We start from the raw sequence: 16,594 nt of genomic DNA, 5'->3' as shown, positions 1-16,594 counted from the left end.
TTATTAGTATGGATTTAATAAATATTTTTATAAAAATTTTTTTGAAAGTGAAACTTTTTATAAAAGAATTAGTCTAAGATTATATAGTACAAGTGGGGGTGAACAATTATGAAAGTTGTTAGAGTTAAAGTAAAAACAATTTTATTAGCGTTATTTATATTGTTTTTTACAATACCATATGTATTTTATTTCATAGGGGATTGGGGATATAGGAATTTAGATAAAGGAAATGAAAATGTAGGTACGTATACTATAGGATTTTTAAAGCTGTATGAGCATTACCCAACAGTAAAGACTAATATGGGTAAAATTTATTATATGCTTGGAATGGGAAATTACAATTATATAAAAGAGATATTATACTTTTATCCAAGTGGAATAACTGCAAATTCAAGTAATAATAGGAATGTGAAGCAAGCAGAAATTGCAAGAGATTATTTTGAAAAAGGTATACAGTTAGGGGAAGATGATAGATACTATGTTAATAACTTAAATGCACTTATTAATTTAGAAATGACATTGGGGAATAGTGATAAAGCATTTGAATTAATTAATAAGGCTAATGAGAGTGAGTCAGAGTTAGTTAGGCAGATGGCTTTGATTAACGAAGTAGTTTACTATGGAAAAATTGGTTATTATGATAAGGGAATTGAAATATGTGATAGTAGTATGGACTATTTGCCTTTATTAGAAAGTTATAAAGATGGATTAAACTATTTAAAAGGTGATTTTGATAAAATACCAACAGAACCATCAACTATATATTATACCGATGAATATAATGAAAAGCTTAAAATTAGTGCAGATAAAAATAGAAAAATAGCGAGTACAAATATTTTGAAAGATATAGATTTTGTTAGAAATATTAGAATGTATGATAATGATGACTTTGATTTAGAGGATGCTGAGTATGGAGAAGTGAGAGGAAGAGTTTTAGTCGGTAATACCCCTATAGCAAATGCAAAGGTATTTATAAAAATCCAAAGCTTAGGATTCTCTGTTTATGATAATGGTGTTTTAAACTTTGCTAATAATAACTATAATGAATCACAAATGGTTTATACAAATAAGAATGGAGAGTTTATATTCGAAAAAGTTTATCCAGATAAAGATTATGAAATAGTTGTAGGCATACCTTCTGTATTTGTAGATGGAGTAACGAGAAGGGAAACAGAAAGGGCTATAAATGTTGGCGGTGGAGAAAAAGTAAATGTTGATATAACATTTAATAAAGAGATAAATGTTAAGTCTGTTGTAACAGACTATAAAAAAGATGAGATAATAGTATCTTACGATAAAGTTGATAAAGCTGAAAGCTATGGAATAATGTTTATGATGAATGGGGTAGGCATAAATGCAGTTAATTTAGCTAGCTATAATGAAGAGGAAATAAGAATACCTTTAACTAATGGATCATTACAAGCATATTCTTTTCTAAGTTATGATGAAGATGAAAATGGCAATACAGTTATTACATCAAAATCTATTTTAGGTGGAATAGAGGAGAAAGACGTATGGATTAATGTTATAGCTTATGACAAAGATTATAAAGTATTATCAAGATCTATTAATCCAATTAAATTGGATATAAAAAAGAAAAAACTTAATCATGGGGAAAAGCTTATAAAAGATGGTAAGATAGAAGAAGGATATAATTGGTTATTAGAAGCATTAAAAAAAGAGCCAAATAATAAGGAATATATGTATCCATTAATGAGAATTGCTTATGATAGAAAAGATACTAAATTTGGTGATGAATTAGTAGATAGGCTAGAGAAAATAAATTGTACAGGATTTGATGAGGCTATGAGGTCTTATTATAATTGGCAGGAGTAAATTATGGTTAGCACTTTAGAGGGTAGAGATTTAGTAAACAGAGTAAGCGTTAATAGCGAGTCTGTATTTGATGAAATTATTGAAGCTTATGGTAATAAGATATTAAAGCTTTGCTTTGTACAGCTTGGAAATAAAGAAGAGGCTGAAGATGCAACTCAGGAGGTATTTATTAAGGTCTTTAAAAATATAAAAAGCTATAATGGTGATGCAAATATCTATACTTGGATATATAAGATCACTATAAATACATGCTTTGATATTTTAAAAAAGAAAAAGAAAAATTCTTATGACGATATTTCACTCTATATAGATTTTATTAAAGATAATAAGGAAACAGAAGATATTATTTTAAAAATTTAACATCGAGGAATATTAGACTAGCTTTAATGAAGATTCCAGAAAAATATAGAATTTTATTATATATGTTTTATTTTGAGGAATTAAAAATATCCCAAATAGCATCTATATTAGAAGAAAAAGAAAATACTATTAAGACAAGACTTAAAAGAGGAAGAAATGCTTTAAGAAGAATAATAGAAAGTGAGGGGATATAGTGGATGATAAAGAGTTTAATTTTTTATTTGATGAAAAAATCAAAAATAATATAAAGAATAGTTTTATTGATATAAGCTTTGATGAAAATTTGAAAAATAAGATAAAAGCTGAAGTTTTAAATAAAAGAAGCCTAAAAGATAAAATTGTTGATTTTTTAAATTATGAAGTAGAGATACCTATAGGGAAAATAGGTATAGTTGCAGCTCTTTTAGCAATTATTCCTACTACATTTACTATATATGAAGGTAAAAAAATAACTGATAATAATATTAGATTTCAAAGTGATAATGTTAACTACAGTAATATAGAAACTAATAATGGAAATGAATAAAAGGAAAATATTTTGAGGATTAATTGGTAAAAATATATTAAAATATATAAGAAATATTATGTGGTACAGGAGATTAGAAATGGATATAAACATACGAGAAGAATTAGAAAAGGACTATAAGGCAGTAGAAAGGTTAACGGAAGCTGCTTTTAAGAATGCAGAGCATAGTGATGGAAATGAACATTTATTAATAGGTAAATTAAGAAAAGGTGAATGTTTTATCAAGGAACTTTCATTAGTTGCAGAAGATAATGATAAAGTTATTGGGCATTTAATGCTTACTAAGGCAAAGATTGTTAATGGGGATAAGAGTGTTGAAACATTAGCGTTAGCACCAGTATCTGTATTACCTGAATATCAAGGGAAGGGTATTGGAAGTAAGCTTATAAATGTAGCGCTAGAAAGTTCTAGAAGATTAGGTTATAAGTCAGTTATAGTATTAGGACATGATAAATACTATCCTAAATTTGGGTTTATTCCTGCTAGTAAATATGGAATTAAAGCACCTTTTGATGTGCCAGATGAATCTTTTATGGCTAAGGAATTGAGTGATGGTAATTTAATTGGTGTTAGTGGAATTGTAGAATATGCAAAAGAGTTTTTTGAATAGAAAAAGGTTATGAGCATATGCTCATAGAAGAAATGTTAGCTTTGCTAAGAGAAATATTCATCTTTGATGAAGAGAAATATGACAAAAGGTCAGATAAATATGCCTTCGGCAGATATTACTGAACTCCATCTGTTAAGTAGACAGATAATAGTTCATAAATCTATGCCGAAGGCATTTACTTATATTTGGACGTAGTTAAATATTTCTCTGTGACTCTAGCCGCATATTTCTACTTTGAGTAAGAAAAACATTTTTCTTGCCGAAGGTAATATTTCTCTTTTGAGAAAGCAAAATATTTATCCTTATGAGCGTAGCGAATAGCTTATATTTTGATATAATAAAATTATGTAAATTTACTAAGTTTAAGGAAGTGAAATAGATGAAAATAATCCATACAGGAGATTGGCATATTGGAAAGATAGTAAATGAATTTTCTATGATAGAAGATCAGAAATTTTATCTTGATAGATTAATAGAGTTGTTAGAGGAAGAGAAGCCTGATGTTTTTATAATTGCAGGAGATATATATGATCGTTCAGTACCACCAGCAGAAGCTGTAGAAGTTTTAGATAATGTTTTAAGTAAAATAATTTTAGAATTAAATATACCTGTTTTAGCTATATCTGGTAACCATGATAGTCCAGAAAGATTATCCTTTGGAAGTAAGTTACTTAAAGATAAAGGATTATATATAGAAGGAATGTTTAATAAGGAGATAAGGAAGGTAACTATTAAAGATGAGTTTGGAAATGTTAACTTTTATTTATTACCTTATGTAGATCCGGCTAAAGTAAGGTTAGTTTATAAAATTGATAATATAAGAACTTATGATGATGCTATGAAGTTCCTAATTGGAGAACTTGAAAAAGACATAAATAAAGATGAAAGAAATGTTTTAATAACTCATGGCTACGTAACTTTCAATATAGAAGATAAAGAAAATAAGGGGGATTTAGAACTTTCAGATTCAGAAAGGCCACTATCTATTGGAGGAACGGATTTAATAGATGGAAAAAACTTTGATTTATTTAATTATGTTGCTTTAGGCCATCTTCATGGGCCACAAAAAGTTGGAGGAAATAGAATAAGATATTCAGGATCTCTTTTAAAATATTCTATATCAGAATGTAGACAAAAGAAAAGTATACCTGTTATAGAATTAAATAGAGATGGTGATGTTGAAGTAGATCTAAGAGAAATTCCAGTTCTTAGAGATATGAGAGTTATTGAAGGACCTTTAGATACGCTTATAAATAGGGATACTCATAGAGGGGATAATTTAAATGATTATGTGTTTGTAAATCTTACAGATGAAGGCGAAGTTATTGATGCTATATCAAAGTTAAGAGCTGTATTTCCAAATGTAATGGGATTAAAGATGGTAAATGCAACTGTGAGAGATACAGATAGTAGAACATCTGCATCAGGAAACTTTAGAGAGAAACCTATGACAGAATTATTTAGTGACTTTTATTTAAGTATAAAAGGGAAAAGTATGGATGATGAAAGAGTTGAAGTTTTCAATAATATCTTAGAAGAGAGTAAAAGGGGGAAGGTATAGATGAGACCATTAAGGTTAATTATAAATGCTTTTGGACCTTATGCAGGAAAAGAAGAGTTAGATTTTACAAAGATAAAAGGAAGTAATATTTTTGTTATTTCAGGGCCTACAGGAGCAGGAAAGACAACTATTTTTGATGCTATTTCATTTGCACTTTTTGGTGAGGCTAGTGGTGGAAGTAGAACTATAGAGTCATTAAAAAGCCACCATGCAAAAGGGACAGAAGTTTCATATGTTGAATTAGATTTTTTGGCTAATGGCAAGGAATATAAAATTACTAGATATCCAACACAAACTGTTGAGAAGGAACTTAAAAATGGAACTATTAAGACTACTGAAAAAAAACATGCAGTAGAGCTTATTATAGATGAAGATAAAGTTATTACGAAGACTACCGAAGCTGATAAGGAAATAGAAAAGATTTTAGGGTTAAATGCTAGTCAATTTAAGCAAATAGTAATGCTTCCACAGGGAGAGTTTAAAAAGCTTTTAGAAGCAGAAAGTAAAGATAAAGAACCTATTTTCAGGAATATATTTGGAACTCAAAAGTTTTTAAAGGTACAAGATGAGTTGAAAGAAAAAAGTTCAGCTTTAAGAAAAAAAGTTGAAGGAGATAAACAAAGAAGAGATGCTTTTATTACAAAGATAGATCCATCTGATGATGATAACCTAAAGTTATTAATTAATAGCATTGATAAAGACGTTTTAGAAATAATTAAATTGACTAAGGAGCTTATTAATAAAGATAAAGAAGAAGAAGTAGTATTAACGAGTGATTTAGATAAAGTTAAAAAAGAAAAGATAAAAGTTGAAGAAAGTAAGTTTAAGGCTGAAGAAAATAATAAAAAACTAGACTTAAAAGAAAAGATTGAGAAAGAGTTAGAAGATTTAAGTTTAAGGGTAAAAGAAATAAGTGAAGATGAAGTTAGTTTAGAAAAAGCTAAAAAAGCTAAAGAACTTGTACACCTTGAAAACTCCTTAAAGAAATCTGATGAAGATTTTAATAAAACAAAGAGAAATTTAGAAAAAGATAAAATATCTTTAGAGTCTTACAATTTAGTATTTACTGAAAGGGAAATGGCGTATAAGAAAGCAGAAGAGGATATAAAGTTTAAAGATAATTTAATAAAAGAATCTTCAGAGATAGAAAGAAAACTCGAAAAATTTAAGGTGTTTAAAGACAAGGAAGTAGCTGTAAAGAAGCTAAGTAATGATTTAGAGATTAAAGGGAAGAGTAATGATTTATTAGAAAAAGAAATAAGAGTATCAAAAGAGAAGGTTGAAAATTTAAGAAATACTTTTAAGCTGATATCGGAAAAAGAAGTATTATATGTAAAGGCAGAAAACGCTTTAAAGGAAAAAGAGAATTTAATAAAAAAGTTAAGAGAACTATTTAGCAAAATGAAAGCTTATGAAGAAGAGTGTAAGAATCATAGAGAGCTAATTGAAGAATTAAGTAAATATGAAAGGGATTATTTGGAGTCAAAGAAAGTTTATGATAATGGGGATCTATTGTTTAGAAAAGGTATGGCAGGGGTATTAGCTTTAAAGCTTAAAGAAAATGAAGAATGCCCTGTATGTGGCTCATTAGAACATCCTAAGTTAGCTAAGATGGAGGAGATTGCGCCTTCTGAAGAGGAACTTAATAATCTTAAGAAGAATTATGAGATTAGAAAAGACATTTATGATAAGGAATTAAATAAGATTTCTTTAAAGAAGGTAAAGAAAGAGAGTATTCTTGAAGAGAGTATAAAACCTTTATTAAGTGAATTAGAAAGTGTTATAAGCTTTAATGATAATATAGAAGAAAAATTTGTACTATTAAAGGAATTAGTTTTAAAAGGTGGCACTAAATTAGGTGAAGAAATTAATACTTTAAAGGATGATATTAATAAAATCAAATTTATAATTGATAAAAAGGATAGTGTAAAAAAAGAAATTGATTTATTAGAAAACAAAATAAAAAATGATGAGAATAATATTAATGAAGCTAGAGTAATATATCAAAATGTTTTAGCTGAGTTAAGAAAAGAAGAGGGATTATTAGCAGAAGCTAAAGGGGTTTTACCAGAGGGAATTAATGACGATAGTGTGTTACAAAGTTCTTTATCAGAAATAAAAGTGAAAATTAAAGGTCTTGAAGAAAATTTAGAAACTTGTAAAACCTTATATCTTAAAGCTAAAGATAGCTTAACAAAATTAAAGCAGGATATACTTAATAATACAGCTTTATTAGAAAGATATAATGATGCATTATGTAATACAAGAGAGTTATTTGATAAGAGTATTAAGGATAGCTGCTTTGAAAATATTGATGATTATATAAGTTCTAAATTGAAGGATGAGGATATAAAATCTAAAGAGGTATTTATTAGAGAATTTTATAATAAGCTATCATCTAAGAAAGATGAACTTAACAGAATAAAGGAAGAAACTAAGGATATTAGTAGAGTGGCTTTAGATGATTATAATATTATAATTAAAGAAATAGAAGTCAAGATCAAAGAATTAGAGCAAAAAGGTAAAGTTATATTTTCAAGGATTAAAAATAATAAAGATACGTTAAAAAGTATAGAAGATATAACTGATAAAATTAAAGGTGATGAAGAAAAGTACAAGGTAATAGGTGAACTTGCAGAACTTGCTAATGGAAATAATTCAGAAAGAGTCAGCTTTGAAAGATATGTATTAGCAGCTTATTTTGATGATATTATTAGGGCGGCTAATTTTAGATTAAGCAAAATGACAAACTCAAGATATACTTTAAAGCGTAAGGAAGGTAGGGAGAAAGGTGCGAAACAGTCAGGTTTAGAATTAGAGGTAATTGATGCTTATACAGGGAAGGAAAGACATGTTAAAACTCTTTCAGGAGGCGAAGGATTTAAAGCATCATTATCGTTAGCTTTAGGGTTAGCTGATGTGATTCAATCCTATGCTGGTGGAGTACAAATAGATACAATGTTTGTAGATGAAGGATTTGGAACATTAGATCCAGAAAGTTTAGATAATGCAATAAATACCCTAATGGACCTACAAGACTTAGGAAGATTAGTTGGAATAATATCTCATGTACCAGAATTAAAGGAAAGAGTAGATGCAAGACTTGAAATAACGCCAGGAAAAGATGGAAGTCATGCAAGATTTATAATTAAATAATATAAAAATAGCACAATTTAAGAAATTTCATATAATACTATAAATACTAAGGTCATATAATATCAACAAGTATGGTTAATAAAAAAATATTAAGTTAAATATAAGGAGGAACTTAGAATGGGTGTTTGGGGATTAGATATTTATGATGATGATTTAGCAGTTGATATTAAAGAAGAATTTGAGCGTTACTTAATGGAAGGAATGGATGAGTCGGAAGCTATAGATGAGTTAATAGCAAGCAATGACAATCTTCTAGATGATCCACAAGACGTGGGAACTTTTGTTTTAACAGTTGCGACACTAGCTAAGGATAATGATGTAGCTAGTAAAAAAGTTACTAAGATGCTAAAGGCTTTACACAGAAATAGTGAATATTGGAATGACTTAAAAGAGAACGAGGAAGATCTATATGAAGCAAGAAAAGACTTACTAAGAGAACTTTTATAAATAAAGTGCGAAGCACTTTGGTGAAAAGTTTGACTTCGTCAAAGGGGAAAAGTCAGCTGACGCTGAGGGGAAAAGTTCACTTCGTGACAGGGAAAATATTGCCTTTGGCAATAGTGAAGAGTATCTGAGTATTGCACTTTTTACTGCTACGATAGTAGCCTTTTCCCGTTAACTTTAGTTAACTTTTCCCCTCTGCCTTAGCAGCCTTTTCATCTCGACGAAGTCGACTTTTCACTTGCGCACTTAGTGCGCACTTTATTTCATTGTTACATAATAATTAATAATTTAAGATTAAGAAAGGAAAATAGATGTGGATTTTAAAAAGGGTAGTATTTTGGAATATATTTCTCAAGATTTTATAAATGGGGCAAAGAAAGTAGTTAAATTTTTAGCGATATATACATTAGGTTTTATACTTTTAGCTGTTAGTTTAAAGTACGCATTTCCTTTTGTAATAGCTTTTATAATAGCCATATCATTGAAACCTATAAAGAATAAAATATTAGAGTTAAATAAAAAGAGCAAGAAATTTAAATTATCTAATGGATTTGTTTCCTTCTTATTAACAATTACAATAGTAATTCTTATGTTATCAGCATTAGGAGCAGTACTATATGAAATAATATTGCAAACAGGAAAGCTTTTAGAGTATTTAACTAATCCATCAACAGTTGAAGGAATAATAAATGGAATTGATAGCTTTGTTAATAGTATATTAGCAGGATTAAATAATCTAGATCCAAGTGTAGTTGAAAAAATAAATGAAGGTATAATGACTATTGTTAAGGTAGTTAGTGGATTTGTAACAACATTAGGAAGAAAAATGTTAAGTTTTGCAGGGTCAATACCTGGAGCTCTTATAACAGTTCTTGTTACATTGATATCAACTTATTTCTTTACAAAGGAAATAGAAAATATTCAAAGAGGAGTTAAGAATATATTTTCAGAAAAAGGACATAAGTTATTTTCAACAGTGAAAGGAAAAATGAATTCTATTTTTGGTGGATATATAAAAGCATATCTATTAATTATGTTGGTAATAGCTTTTATAAGTTTTATAATATTTACATTAGCTAAAGTAAGTTATGCATTACCGCTAGCAATAATAACAGCAATTTTAGATTTTCTTCCGCTTATAGGAGCTGGGCTTGTATATGGAATTTTAGCAATCGCTATGTATATTAGTGGAAGTAAAACAGCAGCAATAATTCTTTTAATAGGATATGTAATTGTGGCGTTAGTAAGACAGTTATTAGAGCAAAATCTTGTAGCATCATTTATAGGGGTTCACCCACTTGTTATGATTATTGGTTTGTTTATAGCAATAACGCCATTAGGATTTGCAGGAATGTTCTATTTTATCGGTGCATTTTTGTTATACCAAGCAGTAAAATAATAGTGAATTAAAGAGATAAAAAAGATGAAATAATTACTAGGGAGATAGTTATAAACACTATCTCCTAAATTTTTTTTAAAAATTTCAAAATAGTTATTGTGTATTACACAGTATGGTAATATAATATACTGTGTAATACACAATAAGTTATAAAGAGGTGAGATAGTGAATACTCAGTTCAAAAAAGGAATAATAGAGCTATGCGTTCTATCTCTTATTTCCAAGAAAGATATGTATGGATATGAGGTTGTTAAAGAGATAGCAACTGATATGGATGTTACAGAGAATACAATATATCCCATATTGAGAAGACTTACAAAAGAAGGGAACTTTTCTACTTATACTAAAGTAAGTGATGGAAGTAAGGAGAGAAAATATTATCAGATAACTGATGAAGGTAAAATTCATTATGAGAATATGGTAAAAGGGTGGAATGAGTTCTTGGTAAGTGTAAATAAAGTTTTAAGTTATGAATATAAAAATAGTGAGGATGGTGAATAAAATGACTAAAGGGGAATTCTTATATAATCTTAGAAGTAATTTAGCAATATTACCAAAAGAAGAAATAGAAAATATAATTGAAGATTACAGTATGCATATAAATGAGCTATTAGATGAAGGTGAATCTTTGGAGAAAATATTAAATAAATTAGGAGATCCAAAAGAGATAGCAAAACAATATATAGAGGAGCTTGGATATGAAGATAAGCTTAAGGAAGAGAAAAATACAGAACCTCAATATAGGGTAAATGAAAATAATTATGAAGTAAAAAAGGCTAAAAATGGTAATGTTGCATTATTTATATTTATGCAAATAGTTAACTTTTTATTTTTAGCATGGTTGGTATTTGGAATTGGAGTAGCTGTATTTTCAGTGGGGGTAAGCGGAGTTGCAGTGGCAGGAAGTTCTTTAGCAATATTATTTTTTAATACAAGTGTAAATATAGGCATTAGATTATTAAAGACTTTTGTTATGGCTGGTGTAGGAATACTATTATTTAATGCTGCATTTGCAATAGCAATTGGAATGATAAAGTTAATGATTAAATATGTTAAGTGGAATATAAGTTTGATATCTTAGGGGGGATGAGTAGTGAAAAAATATTTTTTAATATCGTCTATATTAGCAGTTGTTATGTTAATAGTAGGTGGAATTGGTCTTTTAGCAACAGGGGAAGCTTTTAGTGGAATTACTTTCGGGAACGAAGGCATAGAATTTAAGGGTATAGCGGAGTCTTTTACAGAAGAAATAGATATAACTAATAGTAATGTTAACTTAAATTTAAATGTTCCTAATACAAAAGTAGAAATTTATAGTGGAACTAGTAACAAGGTAATAGTTAATTGTTGGTATAATAATGAAAATGATAAATTTATTATAGATAATAATGAAGATACTATAAATATAAGAAGAAAAGAAAGCTATGGTTCAATAAACTTTTTTGATTTTTCAGGTGTTGTCGGAACTGTAGAAATAATAGTTCCCCAAAGTGTAATTGGTAATTATAAAGTAGAAGCAACAAATGGAAGTATAGAAATTAATGATATTAAAGCTGCTAATATAGATATTAGGACTACAAATGGAAACTTTGAAATAGGTGATATAACTGCTGAAGGTGAAGTTAAGATAAGTACTAATAATGGGAGAGTTGTAGGGGAAGATATAAATGCAGCATTAGTCAATTTTGAGACAACAAATGGATTAGTAGATCTTGAAGATATTAAAACTGATAATATCAGAGTTAGAACTACAAATGGACTTATAAAAGCGTATAATTGCTATAGTAAAGATATTACGTTAAGAACTACTAATGGAGCTATAACGCTAGAGAATGAAGATAAAAATTATCAGATAGAAAATTTAGATGTAGATACTACTAATGGAAAAGAAACTATAAATGCAAATTATAAAAATAGAAGATAGTTTGGCAGAGACAAAGAATAGATGTATGCGCTTGGAATAGATAAATAAGAAATAAACTCCTTCTGTAATGAATTAAAAAAACATTACAGAAGGAGTTCTTTAACTGCACCAAGTGAAGATCTATCTGGTAAAGTCATATTTATCGTCGACATGGCTGAAAATTATCTTCCGAATGTGCCAACCACTTCTTCTAATTTTTCTCTAATTTTAATATTTTGTGGGCAAAGTTTTTCGCATTTACCACATTTTATGCACGAAATTGCTTTATTTTTTTCATCCATTGAATTATATGATTTTTTATTACTTTCTATATCTTGAAATAGTGAAGCTTTATTTAATAGATCAAAGTTTCTAGGGATATTTACACCAACAGGACATGGCATACAATACCTACATTCAGTACAATTTACTTTTATCTTAGCTTTATAAGCAGCAGTAACTTTATTAATTAACACTATCTCATCTTCATTAAGGCAATTACTCTCTGATGATTCTGCATATCTTATATTATCTTTAATGTTAGAAAAACTACTCATTCCTGACAATACAACACTAACATTAGAATCATTCCATAAATATTTTAATGCCCATTCTACAGGATTTCTTTTATTAATTGCTGTATTCCATAAAGATTGTATGTCATCTGGAATATTGCTAGCAAGTTTTCCACCACGTAAAGGTTCCATTATAGCTACTCCAAGACCTTTATTAGCAGCATATTTTAAGCCTTCAGTACCAGCTTGATAATCTGTATCTAAGTAGTTATATTGAATTTGACAGAACTCCCAATTATAAGAATCTACAATTTCTTTAAAAACATCTAATGAATCATGGAATGAAAAACCTATATGACGAACCTTTCCACTTTTCTTAATAGAATCAAGAAATTCAAATAGACCATTATCTTTTAAAGTTGAGAAATATTCTTTATTTAAAGCATGTACTAAATAAAAATCTATATAATCAGTTCTTAATCTAGTTAATTGTTCATTAAGTATTTTATCCATATCGTCTCTGTTTTTTATTAGCCAACTTGGTAATTTTGTGGCTATGAATATATCTTTTCTACAGTGTTCTAAAGCTTTACCAACAAAAGATTCAGACGCACCATCATGATAAGTATAAGCCGTATCAAAATAATTTACACCTTTAGATAAAGCGTATTGAATCATTTCAGTAGATTTTTCTTCATCAATTTTATTATCTATAGTTGGAAATCTCATACATCCAAAACCAAGTATAGATACTTTCTCATGAGTTTGACCATATTCTCTATATAACATAATATCCTCCTAAATCTATAATACAAAAATTATTATATCATAAAAGGATAAAATTAAATATAAAGTAAAATAATGTTTTAAGGTAAAGATAAATATATTATAATTATATAAAAATTAAATTAACAATATATTATTTAAATAGGAGGAAAAAAATGATAATTAGAAAAGCTGAGATAAAGGATTTAGATAGAATTGTTGAATTTAACTATAATTTAGCTTTTGAAACAGAAGATAAAGCATTGGATAAAAATATATTAAACAAAGGTGTAAAAGCGTTACTTGAAGATAAAAGTAAAGGGGTTTACCATGTTTGTGAAGTAAATGGTGAAGTGGTTGGACAAATAATGTATACATATGAATGGAGTGATTGGAGAAATGGTTTATTTATATGGGTGCAAAGTGTGTATGTAGATAAAGAGTATAGAGGACAAGGTGTATTTAAAAGGTTATATAATCATATAAAAGAAATGTGTGATAGAGATGAAAATATATGTGGAATAAGATTATATGTAGAGTTTGAAAATCAAAGTGCTCAAAAGACCTATGAATCTTTAGGTATGGAAAGATGTAATTATTATATGTATGAATATGAAAAGTAGTATAAAAGTTATTAAATGAGCTAGATTAACCTAGCCTATTTTTTATTGATTATATTCATATATTGTAATGTAGTAATGCTGAATATTTTTCTTTTATATAATATGTAAATAAAGCAATGTAAGAAAGTATTTTTATGTTAAAATATTAATATAATAAGATAAAAAGGGGGGAGTAGCGTGGAAAGAGTAGAGTTAAAAAATAGAGCAAAAGATCAGTTAAGAGGTAATTGGGGCATAGCCATTGGGGGAGTATTATTAGCGGCAATATTTATAGATCTTGATGTTATTTATAATATTGCAGAAAGATTCGGGCTGGAGAGAGTAACACTATCAGTTCCAGTTAATTTACTATCTATTTTTCTTGGTGGGGTTATATCTACTGGTTTATGCAAATTATTATTGAATATAGCTACTAAAAGAGAAAAACCAAATGTAGAAAATATATTTTCATACTTTGATATATATCTTAAGACATTAGGGTTAAATATTTTGATTTCTATTGCAGTTATAATTGGGTCTATACTATTTATAATACCAGGTATAATTGTAGCGTTAATGTTCTCACAAGCTTTCTTTATACTTGCTGAGGATAGAAGTAAATCTATTACAGAATGTTTAAGTGAAAGTGCGGAAATGATGAAGGGGTACAAATGGGAATTTTTTGTGCTAGAATTATCTTTTATAGGTTGGTGGATTGTTTCAGCTTTAACATTAGGAATAGGAGGTCTTTGGGTAGCTCCGTATCAGAAGGTTACAGAGGCTAATTTCTACTTAAACTTAAAAGTCAGTAATAAAAAATTATATTAATAAAAGTAATAATGCCATTGATAAGTTTAAATATTTATCAATGGCATTTAAAATTATTTGTGTATATTTTTCCGTATAGATTGAATACAGAATAAGGTAGTTATACTAGTAAGATATTTCTTTTTTAGAAAATATATTGCAAGTAATAAAATATGAAGTTAATAATATAGTTATTGCAACTAATGTTAGTAATATTCCGATTATAGTAGGATTAAGTGTTAAATTAATCTCTGGAAGATATTGAACTAATGAAGTTGAAAAAGTTAATGGTAGAACTGATAAAAGTACAAGTACATATCTACCTTTTTCACTTCCTAGTACCAACGCAGCAGGTTGAACTACAGATAAGAAGAATAAACCTATTGCTAATGTAGAAAGTGATATAGCATATATTGGCATAGATGATACTTCACTACTATACCCTAATATCTTTACAATAGAAGCTAGAATTACTGATATTAAAATAGATATAAGAGTATTTATGAATCCAAAGATATATTTAGACAAAATATATTCATTAGTAGTTACAGGAAGTGAATATATTAAATAGTTCATTTTGCTTCTTTCTTCATAAAATACTAAAGAGTAGCATGAAACCATTAAAAACATAGCACCAGCAAAAACTATCATGAAGGGTTGAACTGTAGCAAAGAATATCCCCATTAGTACTAAAATTAGTAAGCTCCTTTTTAAGGCAAAAAGAGAATTATATTGTAGTTTTATTAAATTAACTATATTTTTCATAATCTTAAGACCTCCTTGTATAATACATTAATATATCTTCCAAATTACATTTTTCATAAATAGCTTCATTTCCAAAAAGTTCATAAGCTTTTTCTTTACTGTTCATAAGACCTTCGAAGCTAAATGAATTTTCTTTTATAGAGATAAATTCTTTTCTAATACTTTCATCAAAAAGTTCTTTTTTTATTTTAACTAGAACATGATTTTCTAATATAGAATCTTTTTCATCTTGAAGAAGTATATTTCCGTTATAAATCATAACTATATAATCGGCGGCTTTATCTAAGTCAGTTGTAATATGAGTTGAGTAAAAAACTGTCATATTATCAATTTCCATATGACTTTGCATAAGTTCTAAAAAATCATTTCTTATAAGAGGATCTAAGCTTGAAGTAGGTTCATCCATAATAAGAAGCTTTGGATGATGACTTAAAGCCATAATAAGTTCAAATTGTTTCTTTTGACCTTTTGAAAGGTCTTTATAAAGTTTATCTTCATTTATTTTGAAGTCGTTAATATATTTTTTATATAAAACTTCATCCCAGTTTGTATAAAAGTTAGATATGACCTTATGAAGATTAGAAATCTTACTTTCTTCTAAAAATCCAGAAACATCTCCTACATAAGCTATATCTTCTTTGATTTTTATATTTTTAGAAATATCAGAATCAAGAACTTCTATAATGCCACTATTAGGTTTAACCATACCTAATATAGATTTTATGGTGGTTGTTTTACCAGAGCCATTCGGACCTATAAATCCGGTAATATATCCTGTAGGTACATTTAAATTTTTAATGTTTAGAGAGAAATCTTTATAATCTTTTTGTAAATCTGTAATTTTTATAGCGTTCATATTTATACCTCCTCATAAATACTTTTAAATATCTCAATACATTCGTCTAAAGATAATCCCAGAGCTTTTGCCGAAATTATTATTTCTTCTAATTTATTTTCCATTTCTGACATAGCAGCTTCTTTTAATCTTTCTGAACTAGCACCAGAAACAAAGGTTCCTTTCCCAACTACAGTCTGAATAAAGCCTTCTTTTTCTAATTCCTCATAAGCTCTTTTTGAGGTTATGATGCTTACTTTAAGCTCTTTGGCCAAGGTTCTTATAGAAGGAAGCGGAGCACCGGGCTTTAAACTTCCATTGAGTATTTGAGTTTTAATTTGATTTTCTATTTGCTCATATAGTGCTATTGATGAGGAATTACTAATAATAATATCCAAGTGTGCACCTCCGTGTATAAGTGTATATGTATAATATACACACATGATATCACTTTGACAATAGCTAGTCAATATTAATATTAAGAAAATATAAAAATTTAAATGTTAAAAG

At 28.0% G+C, this 16,594-nt stretch carries 19 protein-coding genes; 15 read left to right on the top strand and 4 right to left on the bottom strand.

Annotated elements, in window-relative coordinates; genetic code table 11:
- Positions 1-108 precede the first annotated feature (108 nt).
- The 13 genes from H8S20_RS10905 to H8S20_RS10850 all read left to right on the top strand — a co-directional run bounded on the left by H8S20_RS10905 (position 109) and on the right by H8S20_RS10850 (position 11,816).
- Positions 109-1,836: a carboxypeptidase-like regulatory domain-containing protein gene (locus H8S20_RS10905; RefSeq protein WP_186860122.1), complete on the top strand. Its 1,728-nt coding sequence runs from the start codon at positions 109-111 to the stop codon at positions 1,834-1,836.
- A gap of 3 nt (positions 1,837-1,839) precedes the next feature.
- A complete protein-coding gene (locus tag H8S20_RS10900) occupies positions 1,840-2,196 on the top strand; it encodes an RNA polymerase sigma factor (protein WP_186860121.1) in 357 nt (118 codons plus the stop codon).
- Positions 2,197-2,207: 11 nt separating this feature from the next.
- Entirely contained in the window at positions 2,208-2,390 is a 183-nt protein-coding gene (locus H8S20_RS10895; protein WP_366456100.1) for a sigma factor-like helix-turn-helix DNA-binding protein, read from the top strand.
- Positions 2,390-2,722: a hypothetical protein gene (locus tag H8S20_RS10890; protein WP_186860119.1), complete on the top strand. Its 333-nt coding sequence runs from the start codon at positions 2,390-2,392 to the stop codon at positions 2,720-2,722. Before H8S20_RS10895 ends, H8S20_RS10890 begins: the two co-directional genes overlap by 1 nt.
- 79 nt (positions 2,723-2,801) lie before the next feature.
- A complete protein-coding gene (locus H8S20_RS10885; protein WP_032117923.1) occupies positions 2,802-3,332 on the top strand; it encodes a GNAT family N-acetyltransferase in 531 nt (176 codons plus the stop codon).
- A gap of 66 nt (positions 3,333-3,398) precedes the next feature.
- Positions 3,399-3,527, top strand: a complete 129-nt coding sequence (locus H8S20_RS20695; RefSeq protein WP_279288178.1) for a hypothetical protein — start codon at positions 3,399-3,401, stop codon at positions 3,525-3,527.
- 184 nt (positions 3,528-3,711) lie between these two features.
- Positions 3,712-4,893 (top strand): exonuclease SbcCD subunit D, encoded by a 1,182-nt coding sequence (locus H8S20_RS10880; RefSeq protein WP_186860118.1) that lies wholly within the window; start codon positions 3,712-3,714, stop codon positions 4,891-4,893.
- Complete coding sequence (locus tag H8S20_RS10875; protein WP_186860117.1) at positions 4,894-8,049, top strand: AAA family ATPase; 3,156 nt, start codon at positions 4,894-4,896, stop codon at positions 8,047-8,049.
- A gap of 117 nt (positions 8,050-8,166) precedes the next feature.
- Positions 8,167-8,496 carry a hypothetical protein gene (locus tag H8S20_RS10870; protein ID WP_032117926.1) on the top strand — a complete coding sequence of 110 codons (330 nt, stop codon included), beginning with the start codon at positions 8,167-8,169 and terminating at the stop codon, positions 8,494-8,496.
- A 310-nt stretch (positions 8,497-8,806) separates the two neighbouring features.
- Entirely contained in the window at positions 8,807-9,892 is a 1,086-nt protein-coding gene (locus tag H8S20_RS10865; protein WP_186860116.1) for an AI-2E family transporter, read from the top strand.
- 165 nt (positions 9,893-10,057) lie between these two features.
- On the top strand, positions 10,058-10,393 hold the full coding sequence (locus H8S20_RS10860) for a PadR family transcriptional regulator (RefSeq protein ID WP_032117928.1): 336 nt from the start codon (positions 10,058-10,060) through the stop codon (positions 10,391-10,393).
- 1 nt (position 10,394) lies between these two features.
- The gene (locus H8S20_RS10855; RefSeq protein WP_186860115.1) at positions 10,395-10,973 is read left to right on the top strand and encodes a DUF1700 domain-containing protein; all 579 of its coding nucleotides are present in this window, start codon (positions 10,395-10,397) and stop codon (positions 10,971-10,973) included.
- Between the two features lie 12 nt (positions 10,974-10,985).
- A complete protein-coding gene (locus tag H8S20_RS10850) occupies positions 10,986-11,816 on the top strand; it encodes a DUF4097 family beta strand repeat-containing protein (protein WP_186860114.1) in 831 nt (276 codons plus the stop codon).
- A 161-nt stretch (positions 11,817-11,977) separates the two neighbouring features.
- Here H8S20_RS10850 and H8S20_RS10845 read toward each other — a convergent pair whose 3' ends face one another.
- Entirely contained in the window at positions 11,978-13,099 is a 1,122-nt protein-coding gene (locus H8S20_RS10845) for an aldo/keto reductase (RefSeq protein ID WP_032117930.1), read from the bottom strand.
- A gap of 152 nt (positions 13,100-13,251) precedes the next feature.
- Between H8S20_RS10845 and H8S20_RS10840 the strand changes: the two genes are divergently transcribed.
- Together H8S20_RS10840 and H8S20_RS10835 are read left to right on the top strand one after the other, a co-directional pair.
- On the top strand, positions 13,252-13,698 hold the full coding sequence (locus H8S20_RS10840) for a GNAT family N-acetyltransferase (RefSeq protein WP_032117931.1): 447 nt from the start codon (positions 13,252-13,254) through the stop codon (positions 13,696-13,698).
- A 177-nt stretch (positions 13,699-13,875) separates the two neighbouring features.
- Positions 13,876-14,505, top strand: a complete 630-nt coding sequence (locus H8S20_RS10835) for a DUF975 family protein (RefSeq protein ID WP_186860113.1) — start codon at positions 13,876-13,878, stop codon at positions 14,503-14,505.
- 105 nt (positions 14,506-14,610) lie between these two features.
- Here H8S20_RS10835 and H8S20_RS10830 read toward each other — a convergent pair whose 3' ends face one another.
- From H8S20_RS10830 to H8S20_RS10820, 3 genes are read right to left on the bottom strand one after another with little or no spacing between them, the layout of a single operon-like run.
- Positions 14,611-15,249, bottom strand: a complete 639-nt coding sequence (locus tag H8S20_RS10830; protein ID WP_186860112.1) for an ABC-2 transporter permease — start codon at positions 15,247-15,249, stop codon at positions 14,611-14,613.
- Positions 15,250-15,253: 4 nt separating this feature from the next.
- Complete coding sequence (locus tag H8S20_RS10825; protein ID WP_032117934.1) at positions 15,254-16,105, bottom strand: ABC transporter ATP-binding protein; 852 nt, start codon at positions 16,103-16,105, stop codon at positions 15,254-15,256.
- 2 nt (positions 16,106-16,107) lie between these two features.
- Positions 16,108-16,482: a GntR family transcriptional regulator gene (locus H8S20_RS10820; protein ID WP_032117935.1), complete on the bottom strand. Its 375-nt coding sequence runs from the start codon at positions 16,480-16,482 to the stop codon at positions 16,108-16,110.
- Between the last annotated feature and the right edge of the window lie 112 nt (positions 16,483-16,594).

Origin of the sequence: Clostridium hominis (assembly GCF_014287825.1) — a bacterium.
In the GTDB taxonomy this organism is placed as follows: Bacteria; Bacillota; Clostridia; order Clostridiales; family Clostridiaceae; genus Clostridium; species Clostridium hominis.
Note: the sequence above shows the minus strand (reverse complement) of the source record. Positions and strands in the feature narration are given on the sequence as shown.